Annotated in this window: 15 protein-coding genes; 7 read left to right on the top strand and 8 right to left on the bottom strand. The window is 60.7% G+C overall.

The genetic code is table 11. The annotated features are described in order from the left end of the window. Positions 1-366 carry a YkgJ family cysteine cluster protein gene (locus DFT_RS20650; RefSeq protein WP_054033133.1) on the bottom strand — a complete coding sequence of 122 codons (366 nt, stop codon included), beginning with the start codon at positions 364-366 and terminating at the stop codon, positions 1-3. Between the two features lie 482 nt (positions 367-848). Beyond that, positions 849-1,022 (bottom strand): hypothetical protein, encoded by a 174-nt coding sequence (locus tag DFT_RS26360; RefSeq protein WP_161807218.1) that lies wholly within the window; start codon positions 1,020-1,022, stop codon positions 849-851. A gap of 118 nt (positions 1,023-1,140) precedes the next feature. On the opposite strand from DFT_RS26360, the gene DFT_RS20640 reads away from it, so the two are divergent. Continuing rightward, positions 1,141-2,808 (top strand): long-chain-fatty-acid--CoA ligase, encoded by a 1,668-nt coding sequence (locus DFT_RS20640; protein WP_054033131.1) that lies wholly within the window; start codon positions 1,141-1,143, stop codon positions 2,806-2,808. A gap of 76 nt (positions 2,809-2,884) precedes the next feature. Beyond that, positions 2,885-4,636 carry an alkyl sulfatase dimerization domain-containing protein gene (locus DFT_RS20635; protein ID WP_152972103.1) on the top strand — a complete coding sequence of 584 codons (1,752 nt, stop codon included), beginning with the start codon at positions 2,885-2,887 and terminating at the stop codon, positions 4,634-4,636. A gap of 6 nt (positions 4,637-4,642) precedes the next feature. On the opposite strand, the gene DFT_RS20630 is transcribed toward DFT_RS20635, so the two are convergent. After that, positions 4,643-5,320 carry an NUDIX hydrolase gene (locus tag DFT_RS20630; protein ID WP_054033130.1) on the bottom strand — a complete coding sequence of 226 codons (678 nt, stop codon included), beginning with the start codon at positions 5,318-5,320 and terminating at the stop codon, positions 4,643-4,645. A gap of 19 nt (positions 5,321-5,339) precedes the next feature. Then, on the bottom strand, positions 5,340-5,900 hold the full coding sequence (locus tag DFT_RS20625; RefSeq protein WP_054033129.1) for a hypothetical protein: 561 nt from the start codon (positions 5,898-5,900) through the stop codon (positions 5,340-5,342). A 605-nt stretch (positions 5,901-6,505) separates the two neighbouring features. Between DFT_RS20625 and DFT_RS20620 the strand changes: the two genes are divergently transcribed. The 3 genes from DFT_RS20620 to DFT_RS20610 are packed head-to-tail and all read left to right on the top strand — an operon-like array spanning position 6,506 to position 8,879. Further along, positions 6,506-7,423 carry a hypothetical protein gene (locus DFT_RS20620; protein WP_054033128.1) on the top strand — a complete coding sequence of 306 codons (918 nt, stop codon included), beginning with the start codon at positions 6,506-6,508 and terminating at the stop codon, positions 7,421-7,423. Further along, positions 7,420-7,932 (top strand): hypothetical protein, encoded by a 513-nt coding sequence (locus tag DFT_RS20615; protein WP_054033127.1) that lies wholly within the window; start codon positions 7,420-7,422, stop codon positions 7,930-7,932. The genes DFT_RS20620 and DFT_RS20615 overlap by 4 nt, the downstream gene beginning before the upstream one ends. Positions 7,933-7,970: 38 nt before the next feature. Further along, positions 7,971-8,879, top strand: a complete 909-nt coding sequence (locus tag DFT_RS20610) for a peptidoglycan-binding protein (protein WP_054033126.1) — start codon at positions 7,971-7,973, stop codon at positions 8,877-8,879. Between the two features lie 14 nt (positions 8,880-8,893). Here the strand turns inward: DFT_RS20610 and DFT_RS20605 are convergent, their stop codons facing one another. Next, positions 8,894-9,544 carry a PAS domain-containing protein gene (locus DFT_RS20605; RefSeq protein WP_054033125.1) on the bottom strand — a complete coding sequence of 217 codons (651 nt, stop codon included), beginning with the start codon at positions 9,542-9,544 and terminating at the stop codon, positions 8,894-8,896. A gap of 413 nt (positions 9,545-9,957) precedes the next feature. On the opposite strand from DFT_RS20605, the gene DFT_RS20600 reads away from it, so the two are divergent. Further along, positions 9,958-12,024 (top strand): hybrid sensor histidine kinase/response regulator, encoded by a 2,067-nt coding sequence (locus DFT_RS20600; RefSeq protein ID WP_054033124.1) that lies wholly within the window; start codon positions 9,958-9,960, stop codon positions 12,022-12,024. Beyond that, positions 12,017-12,532 carry a DUF6125 family protein gene (locus DFT_RS20595; RefSeq protein ID WP_054033123.1) on the top strand — a complete coding sequence of 172 codons (516 nt, stop codon included), beginning with the start codon at positions 12,017-12,019 and terminating at the stop codon, positions 12,530-12,532. The genes DFT_RS20600 and DFT_RS20595 overlap by 8 nt, the downstream gene beginning before the upstream one ends. Here the strand turns inward: DFT_RS20595 and DFT_RS20590 are convergent. Genes DFT_RS20590 through DFT_RS20580 form a run of 3 tightly spaced genes read right to left on the bottom strand, consistent with a single transcriptional unit; the run spans position 12,529 to position 18,383 of the window. After that, positions 12,529-16,236 carry an AAA family ATPase gene (locus tag DFT_RS20590; RefSeq protein ID WP_054033122.1) on the bottom strand — a complete coding sequence of 1,236 codons (3,708 nt, stop codon included), beginning with the start codon at positions 16,234-16,236 and terminating at the stop codon, positions 12,529-12,531. The two genes, DFT_RS20595 and DFT_RS20590, sit on opposite strands and share 4 nt — an antisense overlap. Positions 16,237-16,247: 11 nt before the next feature. After that, positions 16,248-17,561, bottom strand: a complete 1,314-nt coding sequence (locus DFT_RS20585; protein WP_235506291.1) for an exonuclease SbcCD subunit D C-terminal domain-containing protein — start codon at positions 17,559-17,561, stop codon at positions 16,248-16,250. A 15-nt stretch (positions 17,562-17,576) separates the two neighbouring features. After that, positions 17,577-18,383 (bottom strand): transporter, encoded by an 807-nt coding sequence (locus tag DFT_RS20580; protein ID WP_054033121.1) that lies wholly within the window; start codon positions 18,381-18,383, stop codon positions 17,577-17,579. Between the last annotated feature and the right edge of the window lie 12 nt (positions 18,384-18,395).

Genomic DNA, 18,395 nt, shown 5'->3' with positions numbered 1-18,395 from the left:
TCAGTAATCCTCGAATGGCGGCAGCCCATAGGCCGATCTGGCCTGGTTACAGGCATCGTTATGGCAGAGAACATCCCAGCCGGGAAGAAAATTTCGGCAGGTCGAAGGCCGGCTTGAATAGATGGCACAGGTGACACATCGGCCCACGCTTCCCTGCAAGGCCGCGCAGCGCTTGAAGAAACCGTGGGTCCCTTTCATGGCGCTGTGCGTCGCGTCGATGCAGAGGACAAATGCGAGGGGCACTGTGCCCCCCTCGTGATCGTCGACCTCGGCGGAGAGAAAAGCGACCCTGTAAAAGGCGCAACAGGCGCCGCATGTCAAACATCGATTGTTTTCCAAAGAGGTGGCCGATTCCAGTTGGGACATCTATTCGCCTCCATCCCGCAAGGGCTGGTAAATCCATGGACACCATGTGTTTTCTTCTCTTTCCTGCATAAACCGGGCCCTCAATCATTACATTGAAATACAGTCGGTTGAAAAAAAGGAAGCCGTTGGAATCGGATCTATAAGTTCTTCTTTCCCGGGAATACGAACCCTGACGTCTCATCCTCGCTTTACCACCTGCATGTCTAATTGAATGGGATTCCCACTGAAGGGCAGGCTTTCCAGAATTTCATAAAACTGTAAACAGTCGCAGGTGCGTCATCCCGGCGAACGCAGGCATCCAGAAAATTTTGAAAATTCTGGATCCCGATGTTCGCCGGGATGACGGAAAAAAAGAACTCCGGACTGTTTACGGTGCCTTCAGAATTTGTTTGATACGAAAATTCGCATTTTACTGGCTCTTGACCGCTTGGCGTGTGGCATCGGCCACCTGCCCCACGCGGGCCGGGTCTAATGAACAGCAGTCAGTCAGATTCGCTGCGTTGCAAATCAATTTCTTTACCGCGACGGCCATCTTGGCTATGATGAACGCGCTTGGGCATTTCCGGTTCGCTTCGACGATCCTGAACCCCAGGCCTCGATACATGAACAGTTCCCCACCCTTCATTGCGATCAAAACGTTCCAGAACCAGCTCCACCAAAGGCGTCCACCCGTGTCATCGGGGTGAAGCGACGACAGCCCCCTTTCCGAGGCGGTGGGGGGCAGAGCGATAAAGGCCCTTTGAACGTGTTCTTTACAAGAAAGGAGTACCGTCGATGGAAGCAAGACCCTGGCACCGGCATTATGACTACAATGTCCCCACCACCATCCGTTATCCGCGCATTCCCGTTCAGGATTTCGTCCACGTGGCCGCCAAGACGTTTCCCGACAAAGCGGCCCTCTCCTTCTTCGGGTCGGAGATCACCTTCTGGGAGCTGCGCTGCCGCATCCTGCAGTTCGCCAATGCGCTCCAGGCCCTGGGCATCGCCAAAGGAGACCGCATCGGCCTGCATCTGCCCAACTGCCCTCAATACCCCATCGCCTACTACGCCGCCTTGCACCTCGGGGCCATCGTCGTGAATCTCAACCCCCTCTACACGCCCGTCGAATTGCAGATGATGGCCAGGACCACCGGACTGGCCGCCCTGGTCACCTTCGACATGGCCCTGCCGGCCATCCGTGCACTGTGCCAGCAGGTGGAGATTCCCCGGGTGATCGTCACGGCCGTGACCGATTTTATCGCCGGCTTCCAGGTGAGCACGGCCAAGAGCCTCGATCTCGAGGCGGGCTGGCTGCACTTTTCCGAACTGCTCGACAAGACCACGGCCACCGGGATCCCCAAGGTCGCTCTGGCCCCCCAGGACCCGGCCATGATCCTGTTCACCGGCGGCACCACCGGCATTCCCAAGGGGGCCGTCATTACTCACGCCAACATCGTGGCCGGCATCATGGCCTGCGCCCAGTGGGGCAATCCGACCATTGGACCGATACCGGCCGAGCGGCGAAAGGTGCTCGCCCTGCTGCCTTACTTTCACGCCTACGGCAACATCGTGGTGATGAACTGGTCCATGGTGACCTTCGCCACCCAGATCCAGGTGCCCCGTTTCAACATCGACGAGCTGGTCGATTTGTTGTCCAAGGTCGACGAGATCAGCTTTTTCCCCACGGTTCCCACCCTGATCACGGCCCTGGTCAACCACCCCAAGGCCGGGTCCCTCGACCTGGAGCGCAAACTGGGGCTGCTCAACTCCGGCGCGGCGCCCATGGCCACCGAGCTGATCGACAAGATCAAGGCAATGGGCATTCCCTTCAGCGAAGGCTACGGCATGTCCGAATCCACCTCCCTGGGCGTCGCCAACCCCGTGCTGGGACTCAAGAAGGTGGGCAGCATCGGCATCCCCATCTGCGACAACGACCTGCGGCTCGTGGATATCGACGACGGCGTCACCGACGTACCCGTGGGCCAGCCCGGCGAGATCATCATGAAGGGGCCGCTCATCATGCAGGGCTATTGGAACAATCCCGAGGAGACGGCCGGACAGCTCAAGGACGGCTGGCTCTACACCGGCGACATCGCCACCTGCGACGACGAAGGCTACCTCTATATCGTGGATCGCAAGAAGGACATGATCATCGCCGGCGGCTTCAACATCTACCCCCGGGAGATCGACGAAGTGCTCTTCCAGCACCCCAAGGTCGCCGAAGCCGTCTCCCTGGGCGTCAAGGACGCTTACCGCGGCGAAACGGTCAAGGCCTACATCGTCCCGAAGGCCGGCGAAAAGGTGACCGAAGAGGAGATCGTCTCGTTCTGCAAGGGAAGATTGGCGCCCTACAAGGTGCCCAAGATCGTGGAGTTCAGGAGCGAGCTGCCCAAGTCGGCCGTGGGCAAGATCCTGCGCAAGATCTTGCGGGATGAAGAGGAGAAAAAGAAGCAGAAAGAATAGAGAAGTTTGAAGTGTTAAGTGTAAAGTTTAAAGTAGGGGCGGGCTTTATGCCCGCCCGCAACATATGGACGATTGTATGATGCCCATGCGAAAGGAGATCATCTTGCGGATTCAATCGAGACTTCTGCTCTTGCTCGTCGCGGTCGCCGTTTCGACCTCGATTTGCGCCTGCCAACCCGATACGCCGCCGCCGGCCGCGCCGCCCAAGGTGCACGCGGACCTCAAGGCCCACAGCGACGAATTCAAACAGGAGGTGATCACGGTCTGTGACGGCGTGCACGTGGCCGTGGGCTATGGGCTGGCCAACGCCACCCTGCTCGAAGGAGAGGACGGCGTGGTGATCGTGGACGCCATGGAGAGCGCCGAGGCCGCCATCCCGGTCAAGGCGGCCTTCGACCGGATCTCCGACAAACCGGTGCGGGCCATCATCTACACCCACTTCCACTCGGACCACACCGGCGGCGGCCGCATCATGGCCGGCGGCGACCAGCCGGCAGTCTACAGCCATGTCGATACGCCGGTGCACATGAGCCGGATCGCCAACATCACCCGGGAGACCACCTATCGCCGCGCCATGCGCCAGTTCGGGACCCTGCTGCCCCCGGGCGGGCTGATCAACGCCGGCATCGGACCGCACCTGGCCTTCGACGAGACCAAGACGCTGGCCATCCTGCCGCCCGACCAGACCTATTCCGGCGAACGGTTCGAGCTCGACATCGCCGGGTTGAAACTGGTCCTGATCCATGCGCCGGGAGAAACGCCCGACCAGACCGTGATCTGGATCCCCGACAAGAAGGTGCTGCTGTCGGCCGACAATTACTACAAGTCGTTTCCCAATCTATATGCCATCCGCGGCACCGCCTACCGGGACGTGCGCAAATGGGTGCATAGTCTCGATGTCATGCGCGCCCTGGGAGCCGAGTACATGGTCCCCCATCACAGCCGTCCGGTCGTCGGCGCAGCTGAGATCCATGAAACCCTCACCAACTACCGCGACGCCATTCAGTTCGTGCACGATCAGACCATCCGTCTCATGAACCAGGGCTTGACCGCCCAGCAGATCGCCGAACGGGTCAAGCTCCCCGACCACCTGGCGCGCCAGCCCTATCTGCAGCCCTACTACGGCACGGTCGAGTGGTCGGTGCGGGCGATCTTCGACGGCTACCTGGGCTGGTTCGGCGGCAATGCCACCGACCTCTTCCCCTTGCCGCGACGAGAGCGGGCCGTCCGGTTTGCGGCCCTAGCCGGAGGAGCGGACAAGCTCCTGGAACAGGCAAAGGCGGCCATGGCCGCCGGCGATCATCAATGGGCTCTGGAACTGGCCGATCAGCTGCTGCTCCTCGATGCGGACCGCCCTGCGGCGCGCGAAATCCGGGCCAATGCCCTCACCGCGCTCGGCGAAACGCAGATCGCCGCCACGGCCCGCAACTACTATCTCACCCAGGCCCTGGAAACCCAGGGAGCGTTGTCCATCGGAAATCTCAAGGCCACCGACATCGACATGATCCACAGCATCCCTCTGTCCGCCATTTTCGAGGGCATGGCCGTGCGGCTCGATCCTGCCAAGTCCGCCGATGTGGACGCCCTGGCCGGATTCCGTTTTCCCGATACCGGCGAATCCTATTCGATCCACGTGCGCCGGGGCGTAGCCGAAGTCCAGCCGGTCTTCCCAGAGAATCCGGATATCGTCGTGACCGTGGACGCCGACATCTGGCGGGAGGTCGCCGCCGGTGTCCGCAACCCGGCCGTGGCCCTGGTCAAGGACATGGACAAAGAGGGCGGCACTTTGAACGTGGTGCGCTTCCTGAATCTGTTTAAGGAGGATTAGAGCAGATTACCGCCAGGCAAATTTCGGTTGTTCGAAATGTGCCACCCGCGTGGTCCGGCCTAAGATGGCCACCTCCCTGAACTGGTAGAGCAGGGCGGCCGTGGGCGAGGCGATCCAGTTGCAGCCGATGGGCATGTAGAGAATCGGATGCTCGCTTTGGGGCATCTTTTCGAGGATGGGTGCGTCGGGCCGCAGGAACTCCCGGATGGGAATCCGGTGGACCGAGCGCACCTCTTCGGGATTGGGTTGGAGATCGATGTCAGCGCCGCCCCACACCACGATGGGCGTCATGATGAATCCCGACCGGGTGGCGAAATCGTCCAACCGACCCAGGATGCGTTCTTTGGAAAGGTGCAGCCCCACCTCTTCGTAAAGTTCGCGCAGGGCCGTATCCTCCGGTGTTTCGTCCCGCTCGAGCCGCCCGCCGGGGAGCGCCCATTGGCCGGCATGGTGTTTCAGAAGCACGGACCGCCGGGTGAGGACGAGTGCGGCCTCCTCCCGGCCGACCGGTCCGGAGGAGATGTCCTCCGGGTGCGAGCTCTCATCGACCCTGACGACCGTGAGCGCCACGGCCGCCCGTCTGAGCGCCTCTCCCCCATGTTCCCGGTGACCAAACGACTCGAGATTGCCTAAAATATGACGTCTGAGCCCCTCGTCGCACTGAATCTGGTGGTGCCCATTCATGTTGCTTTGATATCCGTGGTCACGCTTGTTTGGGTCCGAACGAGCGGGTGAAAAGATCGCGGAGCGCTTGCCGGCCGTCATCGGACAGGTTGCGGGTCCCGGTGCCGGCAAAGGTATCGGCCTGGATCACCGGTTGGGTCTTGACCCACTGGTTGTTCTCCCAGGAAAACCAGGCCTTGTGATCCTGGTCATAGACGCTCAGGGGCCGGTTGAACAGTTTGGCCAGTTCGACGCCCCAGCCGGTGCCGCCCTTGACCGTACCGTCTTCCTGGATCCAGCCCACGGCCACCACATGGTGGCCGTTGTTGACCATGTGAAAGAGGGATTGGATCACCTTTCGGATTTTGTCGGTGCGCGCATAGGTCCGGTGCATGCGCTTGGATACGATTTCCATGCTGACGTCGCCCTTTTGGAGCTCTTCCGTGCTCAGCACCCGGACGCCGCGGGTACGTTCCGAATCGTGGCCGTCAAAGGATATGTTCACCTCTTCAACTCCCCACTCTTCGGCCAGTCTGCCGAATTCGGCCTCGGCGCCTTTGTGGCCCCCGCTGTACAGTGTGATGTTGGATTTGTCCGCCATTTTTTTCTCCTTGTTCGTTTTGAGTCAATGTCGTTAACTTAAGGCGATCAGGTTTTCATACGGGCGGGGATAAACCCCGCCCCTACGCCGCCGGTTTTGGCAACTGCCTGTGTTACAAACCATATATCGTAGGGGCGGGCTTTACGCCCGCCCGCACCATCCGCGTAAGTCAACCACATTGGGTTTTAAGTCCCGTATTGGCTAAAAAAATACCCTGCCGCTTCAGACAGGGTGAGCGGCAAAGTTAACGCCGTTTTCAGATATTGCAACCTCGCCGATCCGTAAAAGTTTCTGGTGCGCAATGACAGGGTGTTGGCGCCTGATGCCAAAGGGGCTTCCGGTTTTCCACGGGGGTCGGCCTGTTCGGGAAGTATGGCCGCTCAAGGAAGATAAATCAATGGATTCCTTTAAATAGACGATCTTTCGATGGGTAAATTGTCTTGACACCCATCCCCGGACCGCTTTAAAACTAGTCATATCTTCACCTTCATCCCGTTTTTTCTGGCCGATTCTCACGCGCGCCACCTTTTCGATGCATCGCCACGCCTTCTGCCGGCCGTCGGCCTGGTTTTTCTTGCGGTGGGACCACACCACAGGAGGGGTCTATGGCATCACATCGTTCACGGATTCAATGGATCGCGCTTTTGGGTTCCATTGCTGCCTTGCTGGGCTGCGCATTGCCGGATTTGAGACCGCTGGCCGATGCCACCGCCCGGCTGCATGAGTCGATGATGGCCACGGATGCGAATGTGCAACTCTCGCTGTCCGAAGCCGGTGCCCGTGATCTGGCCGTGGAGCTCAGGAAGGAGCTGGATGTCCGGGTCGCGGCCATGGCGGCGGTGGTCAATTATACGGAGGCCCTGGCCAACATTGCGGCCGCCGGTCACAGCGGCAGTGGCAGTGCCGAACATCTTGCCAATTCCCTGGATGGGTTCCTGGGAGCCATATCCCAGCCGGCCATGCCTGCCAACTATGTGGCCATCGCCAAGAGCCTGTATGGGATTGTGGCCAATGTCCGGGCCGCTCAATCTCTGGCCCAGGCGACCCGGGTCGCGGACCCGGCCATCCAGAGCATCGCCACGACCATGACAGAAGACATACAGGCCCTGGAGAATATTCTGCTGGCTTCGGGAAAAGCCATCCAGAGCCAGCTGATACAGGAGAACAATGATATTTCGAGTTATCGAAATGCCCTGGAGAAGCAAAGACGGCGTCTGGAATCGGAATTGATGACAACGCCGCTCGACAAAAACAGGATCGAACAACTCAAGGAAACGGATCGCCTGATCGAGATGACCCGGGACCGGTACGAACCCTTTAAAGAAAAATTGAACGCCATTCAAACGCGAACCGATCTTCACGTCCATGTCGTTCGAAATCTGCGCGACGGTCTGGTTCAATGGGCCCAGATCCACCAGTCGCTTGCCGATCATCTGGAGCGCGGTTTGCCGCCGAACTACCGTTTGCTGACGGCCACCGTGTTGGAGATCAGACAACTCATGAAAGAGGAGAACCCGCGATGAGCCGAAATTGGGACGCGCTGGACACCTTTGCGGATTGGTCGGGGACCCTGCACGAGCTGCTCGCCCAAGCCACCCAAGCCATTCAATCGGGCGACATCCATCGCAAAGTGGCGGTGCAGGATGAGCTCAATCAGTTCATCATGCACTCCCCGAACCATATCGCCCGGCAGCTGGACGACATCGCCGGCAAGGCGGTCCACGATATTTTCATCGGCGTCGTGGAGGAGGCCCTTGCGAACATCGCCAGCCGCAGCGCCGAATTGAGCCTGCACGTCAAGACCGTGAACGCGGTGACCGCCGAGGCCCAGGCCGCCGCCAGGTCCATTCGGCTCGAAGCCGCCAATCGGGTGATCGATTCGGCCACCGCGGCGGTCCGCAATCTTGTGGCCCTGAGGGATGCCGTCCGGAATACAACCCACGAGCAAGTGCTGGCCACTAAGATCGAGAAGGCCGTCAAGGCGTTGCAGGATCTCGTGCCATCGATCATGGCGGCCGGCGGCAGCGACTGAGGGGAGACGTTTACAATGGTCATGTTGGAGGACAATAGATGACGCGTTCCAATTACCTCGATAGCGATCTGGACCTCACCAAGGGGTGCGTGGACGACCAGGGCGACAGCCGCTACCTGCGGCTGACCCAGAATGTTCCCGACGGCTATGTGTTCGACCTTCAGAGCGACCTGTTGGCCTTGGGATTCGATGAGGCCGGCGAGGCCGACGGGGCCTTCGGCGAAATGACGCGCGACGCGGTCATGAGATTTCAAAAACTGGCCGGCTTCACCGCCTCGGGGGTGGTCGACCGAACGACAAAAGATGAGATCCGGCTATGGAAGGAACACGGCCACACGAAAAAGAATCCGCCAAACGATGAAAAACCGGAGGCGCCCGCCGAAACCGCCGGCACCCTGTTCATCAGCCCCCGCGTTCCCCATTACAGCCAGGGAGACCCGAGGTGGGCCCAAAGAATCCTGGGCAAACAATCGAGCATCGCCCGCCAGGGCTGTGCGATCACGTGTATCGCCATGGTGCTCCGGTCCTACGGCCGGCACGTCACGCCGGAGAGCCTGGATGAGTTTCTGGACCGGGAAAACGGTTACAGCGGCGACAGCGTGGTGTGGCACATCGCGGGCCAATGCGGGCAGACGGCGCGGAATAAGCTCAAGTATTCGAATAAACAGGGAAAAGAAAACACACTCCATGCCCACCTGGCCAAACGCGTCCAGCAGAACAGGCCCACCCTGGTGCGCGTCGATTATCTGGTGGATCCCGATATCCGCTACAACCATTTCGTGGTCTGCGTCGGCATGACCCCCCAGGGCGAATTCATCATGAACGATCCGGCCACCCGACTGGGCGACGGCTACATCTCCGGCGGCGATGAGAACATCATTCAAAAGACGCCAAGGAAAAGCGGGTACCGGATCGTCCAGCTGGACTGGTACGATCCGGTCGCCTGAAGGATGACGGTATCCTATTCTATTTCCGGGTAGAGCACATCCTTGCAGTCCGGGCAGATGGTGTGCGAGAAAGACGAGTTGGTGTGTTCCTTGACATAGATTTCCAGGGGCCACCATTTGCCGTGATCGTCGCGGATGCGGCGGCAGCCGCTGCAGATGGGCAGCAGGGCCTTGAGGATCTTCATCTCCTTCAGCAGATGCTCTTTTTCAGCCAGGGCGGTGGCCAGTCGTATGTTCAAATCCGCCTGCGCCTGCTCGGCCCGTTTGCGGGCGGTGATATCCCGGGTCAGGCCGATCAGCTTCATCGGTTCGTCCGGCTCTTCGAAGAACTTGGCCCGTATCTCCACCCAGTAGGTGTCCCCGTTTTTATGGACCAGCTCCAACTCCATGGCGCGCATGGTTCGGATGCCTCTCTGATACTCCGATTGGACCCGGCGCCACATGTCCGTGGCGGCTTTCAAAGATTCGGTGGTGAGCCGGTCCAGCGCCGAAGTGCCGATGAGGTCATCGGACTCGTATCCGCTGATTTTTTGGATCGATGGCGTGATGTATTCGTAGATCAGGGTATTGGCATCCAATACCCAGATGGCATCGGCCAAATTCTCGGCCAGCAGGCGATCCAACTGGCCGATCTGCTCGATTCGTTCCTTGATCGACTTATTCAAAGCCTATCTCCTAACCGGTAGCACCGGCGGTTCACATGCGAATAAAGAACCACCCCTGGTCGTGGTCGATCCCCGGCCAGGGGTGCGGTTAACATTGATTACTATCGGCACTTCGTCCGAATTATAAACAAATAGTTGCAATCTCCTGAACCATCGGTGCGACCATCCAATATAACGACTTGTTTTGGATCGCGTTTTGAGTATATTGAAATTACGTCCCACAAAACTACCTGAGCTGGTTTTAGATTCCCCAGTAGCGCTTCATGCCATCAGGATGCATACGGCATTCGTTGCCTTAAGCTGACATTGCGGCGGTGTCGATGCCCCGTGACACGGTTTCTGACAGCAGGAACGTCAAGGACGCCGGCTGTCCCTGTTCCCCCTTTTCAACCCAACCGACACAGGGGGTGCCCATGCCAGCAAATTCAACCATTCAGGCGCTGGAACGGCGGATCGCCGAGTTGGAATTGGAATTGAAAGCCTGCCGCGCGGAAAGAGGCTTCAAGCTGCCGCCGACTGTCCCGATGTCAACGGATATCACCGAACGGGTGAGCGCCGAACAGAAGTATCGACAGAGCGAGGATCGATTCCGCCAGGTCTTTTTGACCAGCCCGGACGCCATTAACCTCAATCGGGTCGAAGATGGAAGATACATCGACATCAACGAGGGATTCACCGCCCTCATGGGCTATACCCGCGAGGATGTCCTGGGCAAGACCTCCGTCGAGTTGGGGATCTGGCACAACCCGGAGGACCGGCGGCGGCTGCTGTCCGAATTGAAGGCGCAAGGCCATGTGAAGGAGCTGGAGGCCCGCTTCGTGCGCAAAAGCGGCGAGGTCGGCGTGGGGCTGATGTCGGCCCGTATCCTGCGTTTCGACGGTGAAGACGTCATCCTGTCCATCACCCGGGACATTACCGATCGCAAGGCCGCAGAGGATGCGTTGCGGGAAAGCGAAGAGAAATACCGCCTGCTCGTGGAGCATGCCGGGGAGGCCATTTTTATCGCCCAGGGTGGAATGCTGCGATTCGTCAACCGGCGGACCGAGCAGCTGAGCGGTTATACCTCCGAGGAGCTGGTTGCCAAACCGTTTCAGGAATTGGTCCACCCCGACGATCGCGCGCTGGTGGTGGACCACCACTTCAAGCGGCTCAAGGGGATCAAGATGCCGCCCCGCTACAGTTTCAGGATTGTCGATCGATCGGGTGTGGCGCGCTGGGTCGAGTTGAACGCGGTGCTGATCGAGTGGCAGGGCCAGCCGGCCACCCTGAACTTTCTCCACGACATCACCGGTCGCAAACAGGCCGAAGAAGAGAAGGCGCGCATCGAGTCCCAATACCGGCAATTCCAGAAGGTGGAGGCCATCGGCCGGCTGGCCGGCGGTGTGGCCCACGATCTGAACAATCTGTTGACGCCCATCATCGGCTACAGCGAGTTGCTGTCCGGCGATCTCGCCCTGGGCGATCTGCGTCGGGATTCCATCCAACAGATCTTGCGGGCGGCCTATGGCGCGCGCGATCTGGTGCATCAGCTTCTGGCCTTCAGCCGCAAGCAAACCCTGAAATATCAGCCGCTGGACCTGAATAAAATCGTACAGGGATTTGAAAAGCTGCTTCGGCGTACGATCCGGGAAGACATCGATCTCAGGATCGTCGTCCCACCTGACATCCGCACCATCATGGGGGATATCGGCCAGATCGAGCAGGTCTTGATGAACCTGTTTGTCAATGCCCAGCAAGCCATGCCCCAAGGGGGGCGGTTGGCCATCGAAACGGCGCTGGTAACCCTCGATGCGGCCTATGCGGCAGCGCATCACAACATCCAGCCTGGCCGCTATGTGATGCTGGCGGTCAGCGACACCGGACGGGGCATGGACCAGGAGACCCTGGAGCATATCTTCGAACCGTTTTTCTCGACCAAGGGTGACCAAGGCACCGGACTGGGTCTGGCCACCGTTTACGGCATCGTCAAGCAGCACGGCGGCCATGTGTGGGTCTACAGCGAGGTGGGCAAGGGATCCACTTTCAAGGTGTATCTGCCCGTTTCAGAGCAAACCCCCGCCGAGAGCGCGGCACAAAAAGAGGCCGAATCATTCATTCAGGGTTCGGAAACGATTCTTTTGGCGGAGGACAACGATCAGGTTCGCATTCTGGCCGAGGCGGTTTTGAAACGACAGGGATACACGGTCCTGGTGGCCGATCGTGGCGCCGAGGCATTGAATTTGTTGAAAGCTCACACGGGAAAGGTGGACCTCCTGTTGACCGATGTGGTCATGCCCGATATGAACGGAAAGGCGCTGTTCGAGAAAGCGGTGGCCGTGCAGCCCGGTCTCAAAGTGCTGTACATGTCAGGATATACCGACGACGTCATTGCCAGCCGCGGCGTGCTGGACGAGGGCGTCCGGTTCATTCAGAAGCCCTTCACCGTTCGGGCACTGGCCGCCAAGGTGCGGGAGGTTTTGGAAGGAAAGATGCATGTTTGACATCGAGAATTGGAGCAAGGAGCGGGTCCACACCGTCATGCGCGAAGTACTCTTCAGCATGAACTACATGTGGTTTCTCATGGAATCGTGGGCCCGGCAGCACTGCCCGGAGCAGGCCGGGGAAGAATCGTTTCAGCAGCTGTCCGATGAGTTCGGGCGCTACCAGGCCCAGCGCCTGGAAAAAATTCTGGACGATAAGCTGACCGGCATGGAGCGTCTGATCGCTTTTGTGAAGCACTCCCACTGGTGCGCCTTCGAAGAGATCGAGCTGACGCCCCTTTCGGACACGCGCCTGCGCATGCGGACCTTGAGGTGCACGGCCCAGAAGGCCGCCCAGAAATGGGGGTTGTCCCATTACGATTGCGGTCCGGGCGGGTTGCGGCTGCGCCAGGGGTTTTTCGGCCGGGTCATTCCCACGGCCAAGGTCGAGCGGGTCTTTACGCCGCCGGACCCGAAGCCTTCCGGCACGCCCGATGCGGCGGCCTGCGAGTGGATCATCACTATCTAATCGAGCGGATTCTTCCACTCTCCCGATCCGGCCGGAATCCTCTCGCATCCCGGACCGGATATCAGGCTTCGGCCGCCGGTGTCAGGAACCACCTGAACCTGGGTGGCGATACGCTCCTTGAGGGCGGGGACATGGGAAATGACGCCGATCAGTTTTCCTTCCTGCCGCAGGCCGGCGAGCGTTTCCAGGGCCGTGTCCAATGCCTCATCGTCCAGGGTCCCGAAGCCTTCATCCAGAAACAGGGAATCGACCCGGACGTTGCGGCTGGCCATTTGGGAGAGTCCCAGGGCCAGGGAGAGGCTGACGATAAAGCTTTCGCCGCCGGAAAGATTCTTGGTCGAACGCACCTCACCGGCCTGGTAGTTGTCGATGACATCGAGCTCCAGGGGTTGGTTCCGGTTCCGGAAAAGCAGGTAACGGTCGGTCATTTTGCGCAACTGCCGGTTGGCGTGGCCGATCATCATCTCGAAGGTCAGACCCTGGGCAAAATTGCGGTATTTCTTCCCGTCGGCCGAACCGATGAGCTGATGGAGCAGGTCCCAGCGCGCGCATTCCCGGCGGTGCGCCTCCAATGCCTGCGTGCGTTCGCGCTGCCTTTCCTTCAGGGTGTCGTTGTCCTTCAGTCGCTGGTGGATGCCGCCGATCTCCTGCTGAAGGACCCGCTGTTCGGCGACCAGGTCGGCGAGGGCCTGCGCCAGCTCGTCTCGCGATCTATCGGTGACCTGTTTCCGGCACTCTTCTTCCAGCGCCCCTGCCTTCTCCCGCGCCATGGCGTCCAGTTTCGTCGTTTCATCGGCCAGCGCCTGGGATAGGCGGCTCAGGCGTTTACGCTCCTCCTCGGGCAGGCAAGCCGTTTGATACTGCTCTTCGTTTGCGAATCCCGACGCCGCCAGCTGCGACAGAAAAGCCGCCCCGGCGCTATCCAATTGAATGTCGCGCGCCGTGATCGAATGTGTCAACGCCTCCCTCGAAGCGTTCAACCGGCCGAGCTCCTGGAGGGCGGCATCGTATTGGCCACGGGCGATCTCCAATTTCTTTTCAGCGGCCTCTGCGGCCTGGGTCAGGCGGCGCTCTTCGTCGTCCGGATCGTTTTCGCCGAACAGCGCGCTTCTATCCCGCAACAGGGCGGCTCGATCTTCCAGCAGCGCGGTGTGCGCGTTGCGCATTTTTCTCAGTTCATTCTCGAATTCACCAAGTCGTTTGGCCTGGTGGCGGGTCTGAATCTCCAGTTCGGCAATCTGCTGATCCAGGATCGCTTTTTCCTTTTGACGCGATACCCATCTCTCCTTGCGATCGGTCAATTGCTTCTGAATGCCTTTCAAATTGTCGGTCGACCCGATCGTCACCCCGAACGGCGCGATCTCCGCCTGCAGCCGTTCAAGGCTGCTGGCCAATTGCGTCTGCAGCGCCGCGGCCTCTTTTTCGAGCCGTGCCAGGATCGCCTCGGCGGACTCCTTGCGGTGTGCGGCGGCCTGGGCTTCGCGCTCGGCCGTGGCCAGCTTGTCCCTGACCTTTTCCAGGTCGGCGCGAAGGACGTCCAATTCCGTTTGCGCAGCCTCGGCGGTCTCGACGATTCGGGTGGCGCGCTTCAAGGCGGTGTCGTTGTCGACTCCGAGTCGGGTCAGCTCTCCGGCCAGATCCGGATCGTCGGCATCCAGGCCCAATTCCGCGCAGGCCGCAGCGATCGATCGGGTGGCGCTCTCGAATTTTTCCGTCAGCTCTTTCCGGTCGGCTGCGAGCTGATCGAGGTCCTTGCGGGTCTGGGCCTGTTTGACCTTCAGGTCGGATAGGGCTTCGGTGACCGCTTTGAGTTCGACCCTGACCGCGCCGAGCCGCTGGCGGGTGTCATCAGCGGCCGGTACGTTGCCTCGGGCAAAGGGGTGTTCCGTGGCACCGCAGAGCGGACAGGGCTCGCCGTCGCTGAGTCGACTGCGGGCGTCTTCGAAACTTTCGATGGTTTTCACCAGGGCGAGGTTGGCCTCCAGCACCACCCGTTCCCGCTCGATGAGGGCCTCTTTTTCGATTTGATGCCGCAGTTGGTCGGTGAGGGCCGCTTCATCCGATAGACATGCGGCTTTGCGCCGATCCTGCGCTTCCATGCGCCGCCGGGAGGTGGCGGCGGCTTCGGCGGCTTCCAAGGCGTTGGCCAGAAGGGCTTGGCGCGAGATCAGACAGGCCAGGCGCTGGCGCCACTCAGGAAGCGTCCCGCCTTCAAGCAAGGCATGGACATGCTGCTGCTGTTGCACCAGGCGATCCTGGCGGCTCGCCAGCGATTGTCGGACCGCCTCTAACGCCGTGACTCGTTTTTGCCAGAGACGGACGGCGGTCCGGGCCTCATCGGATGATGGGCCAGTCTCCCGGCGTTTGTCGGCCAGTTGTTGATCCAAGCGCGCGAGCACCTCGCAGTGCCCGCGCAGGCCGGCAAGATTTTCCACCAGCGCCTCGTCGGCCCGGGTCTCGTTCAACTGCCGCTCAAGGGATGCGAGGAGGGTTTGTTTCTCATTCAGTCGGGCCGTGTCGGCCTCTTGCCTGGCGCGCAGCTCGGAGAGGGACTTTTCGTGGTCGGCCAGCGTGTCGGCGGACGCCTGGATCGGGGCCCCTTTTTCCCGGATCTTGAGGTCCAGCTCGCGCACCGCGCGGATAATCGGCAGCTGCTTTTGCCGGACGATCTTTTGTGCCTCCAGGTGGTCGAGGGCCGTTGTCAGGGCTGTTTGGGCCTCCGCGGCACGCTTATCCTGGGCGGCGAGCAGGTCCGTGTGCTTGTCGTAGTTCTGGCGGTCGGTCTGTTGCGCGTTTCGGAGAGCGACCAGCGAGGCATGATCGGCCGCCAGTTCAAGGGCCTGCAGCGCCCGGGAGAGCCTATCCTGCTCGGGAGCGAATGCTTCCCGTCGGACCAGCAGGTCCTGACGCCGGGCCTCGACCTGCGCCAATTCCGTTTCGAGGCGCGCGATGCCGTCTCGCCAGGCCAGGGCTCGTTGCCGTTCGGCGATCTTGCGGCCGAGCGCCTCCTCCTGTCGGCGTTTCTCCACCAGGGTGGTGGTGAGCCTGTGTTCATCCGCTTCGGTCAGCGGCGTCATCCCCGCCAGCTCGGCCACAAGGGCATCGCGTGCGTTGTGCACTTCGGCGCGGCGTTCGTGAACCCGCATGGAGATCCGGCTGTAGATGCGGGTCCCGGTGATCTGCTCGAGGATCGGTGCGCGCTCGTCCGGCGCCGCCTGTAAAAAGGCGGAAAAACCGCCCTGGGCCAGCAGCATCGAGCGGGTGAAACGGTCGAAATCCATGCCTGTGGCCGTCTCGATCTGCTCGGCCACCCCGCGCAGCTTGGCTTCGAAGACGCGTCCCGAGTCGGCGTCGGCGATCTCGTGCCGGGGGGCCTGCAACTCTCCCTCCGGTCGTTTATGGGCCCGGTGCTGGCTCCAGTGGCAGCGGTAACGGCCGGCCTGGGTTTCGAACACGGCCTCGGCAAAACACTCGCCGGTCTGACGCGACATGATTTCATTGCCGCTTTTGTTGATCCGATTCAGGCGGGGCGTGCGGCCGTAGAGAGCCAGGCAGATGGCATCGAGGATAGTGGTCTTGCCCGCGCCGGTCGGTCCGATGATGGCGAAGATGCCGTCGGCAGCGAAGGCCGGGTGGGTCATGTCGATCCGCCATTCGCCGACCAGGGAGTTCAGGTTCTTGAAATGGACCTGCAGGATACGCATCGATCGCCTCTCTATGTTTCGCCGGGATCCTCTTGGTCGAGCGACGCGACCGTTTCCAGGTAGGCGCCAAGCAGTTCCGCACGTTGGCTGGGGGGGACCTCGTGCGCATCCAGGCAGCGTTCGAATACATCCTGAACGTTCAGATCGTCGAGGGTTTCCTCCTCCTGAAGCTGGCCCAGCACCTGCGCGCTGAGCCGGTTGTTCTTCACACGCAAAATTTCCAAACTGGACCCGGCAACGGCGGCGTCCAGACGGGCGCGCAAATCTCCGATCACCTCCACGCCGTCGTAGACGACTTCGATCCAGGCCTGGGATTGGGTTGAGACGAGTCGGGAAAGTGCGGTTGAAATGGCTTCCCAGTCTCCATCGATGCGTTCGAGTCTCTGGAAAACAGGCACCGGGATCAGCCGAACCGTGGTGCGGCCATCGCCTTGGCCGGCATCCAGTGTCACCCGGCAGACGCTCTTGTTTTGCCGCGCCTCGCCGAACCCCATGGGCAGAGGAGATCCACTGTAGCGCATCGTCTCGGAACGGTTCACCCGCTGGGGCACATGGAGATGGCCGAGCGCCAGGTAGTCGAGCCAGTCGGGAAAAATCGACGCCGTCACATGCGCCAGCGATCCGACATAGAGCTCCCGCACCCCATCCCCTTCGATGGTTTGCCCGCCGGCCGTGAAGAGATGGCCCATGGCCACGATGGGGATGTCCCTGCCCAATGCCTTGCGCTTCTGTTCGGCCAGGGCGGTCACCTCGGCATAATGCGCGCGGATGCCGTCGATCAACTTGCGCTCTTTGTCTTCGATGCTTTCACCGGCCTCGGCCGTCCGGATATCGCGGTCCCGCAGGTAGGGAACGGCGCAGACGATCAGTTCCGCGGTCCCGTCCTTGCCGCACAGGGCCAGGACTTCGTCCGCCCGATTTTCGGTGGCCGAGCCGGTCACATGGACATCGAGGGCCTTGAGCAGATCCCGGGGGGCGTTCAGAAAGGAGGGGGAGTCGTGGTTCCCGCCGATGACCACCACGTGGCGGCAGTTGGCTGCCGCCACGCGGCATAGAAACCGGTAGTAGAGTGTCTGGGCGCGGTTGCTCGGGGTGGTGGTGTCGAAGATGTCACCCGCCACCAGCAGTACATCGATCCCTTCCTGTTCGATGGTCTGCGCGAGCCAGTCCAGGAAGGCTTCGAACTCGGCGTAGCGTTTGCGGCCGTAAAGGGTTCGTCCGATATGCCAGTCCGAGGTATGCAGCAGGGTGAGGCGACCGGTCGGGTCCCCCGACGGCTGCTGCAGGTTCGTCCCGGTCGCGTCGGATGTTCCCGTGGAGATCAACGCCCGTGTGTCCCCCTAAAAGAGAAACGCACAGCGCACGGCGACCTCCACCTCGGGCGCCCCGTCGTCGAGGCCGATGCCCGTACCGCCGCCGATCAGGAGATCCGGTTGGATTTGATAGTCAAAACCGACCCGGAACTGGATATCGTTGTCATATTCATCGTAGGCCTCGGTGGCAAAATTGATTTCGCCCTGCAGTTTGAGCTGGGGGGCGACTTCGAAAATCACCCCGCCGCCGGCCAGGAACTGCAGCTCGCCGTCCAGCTCGCCATCGAACGGACCGATATCCACATCCATGTCGCTGTTCTGACGAACGCCCGCATGGGCGATCAGCGCCAGTGCCCGGCTGGCCTGGAAGCGGCCGGCGGCGAACGCCTCGACGTTGAATTCACCGGAGGCGCTTGGCAGTACCACATCTTCGGAGCCGGTGGGCAGGGTGACCAGCAGGCCGGCCGAGAGCATGTACTCGCTGGTTTGGATGAACTGGTATTTGCCCCAGAGCTCGATGTCACCGAGGCCGTTTTCGCTGCTGAAATCATCCGGATCGAACCGGATGACATTGAAGCGGCCGCCGAGTTCGAGTAAGCGGTTGGCCGGCAGCGAGGTGATGAAGGTCGGCCCCAGAATCCATGCATCGGCGTCACCGAAGGGGGTGTCCCATTGCTGAAATCGCATCGTGCCATCCACCCAGTTTTGCTGGACGACCGCACCATCCCATTCGGGTCGCTGCAACAGACGGTCGTTCTGGGTCACGTCGGCCGCACCGATGGCGGCCATGCCTAAGACGATTGACACTATTCCGATAAGAACCAACTTTTTCATGGATAGCACCTC

This window comes from Desulfatitalea tepidiphila, assembly GCF_001293685.1.
In the GTDB taxonomy this organism is placed as follows: Bacteria; Desulfobacterota; Desulfobacteria; order Desulfobacterales; family Desulfosarcinaceae; genus Desulfatitalea; species Desulfatitalea tepidiphila.
Note: the sequence above shows the minus strand (reverse complement) of the source record. Positions and strands in the feature narration are given on the sequence as shown.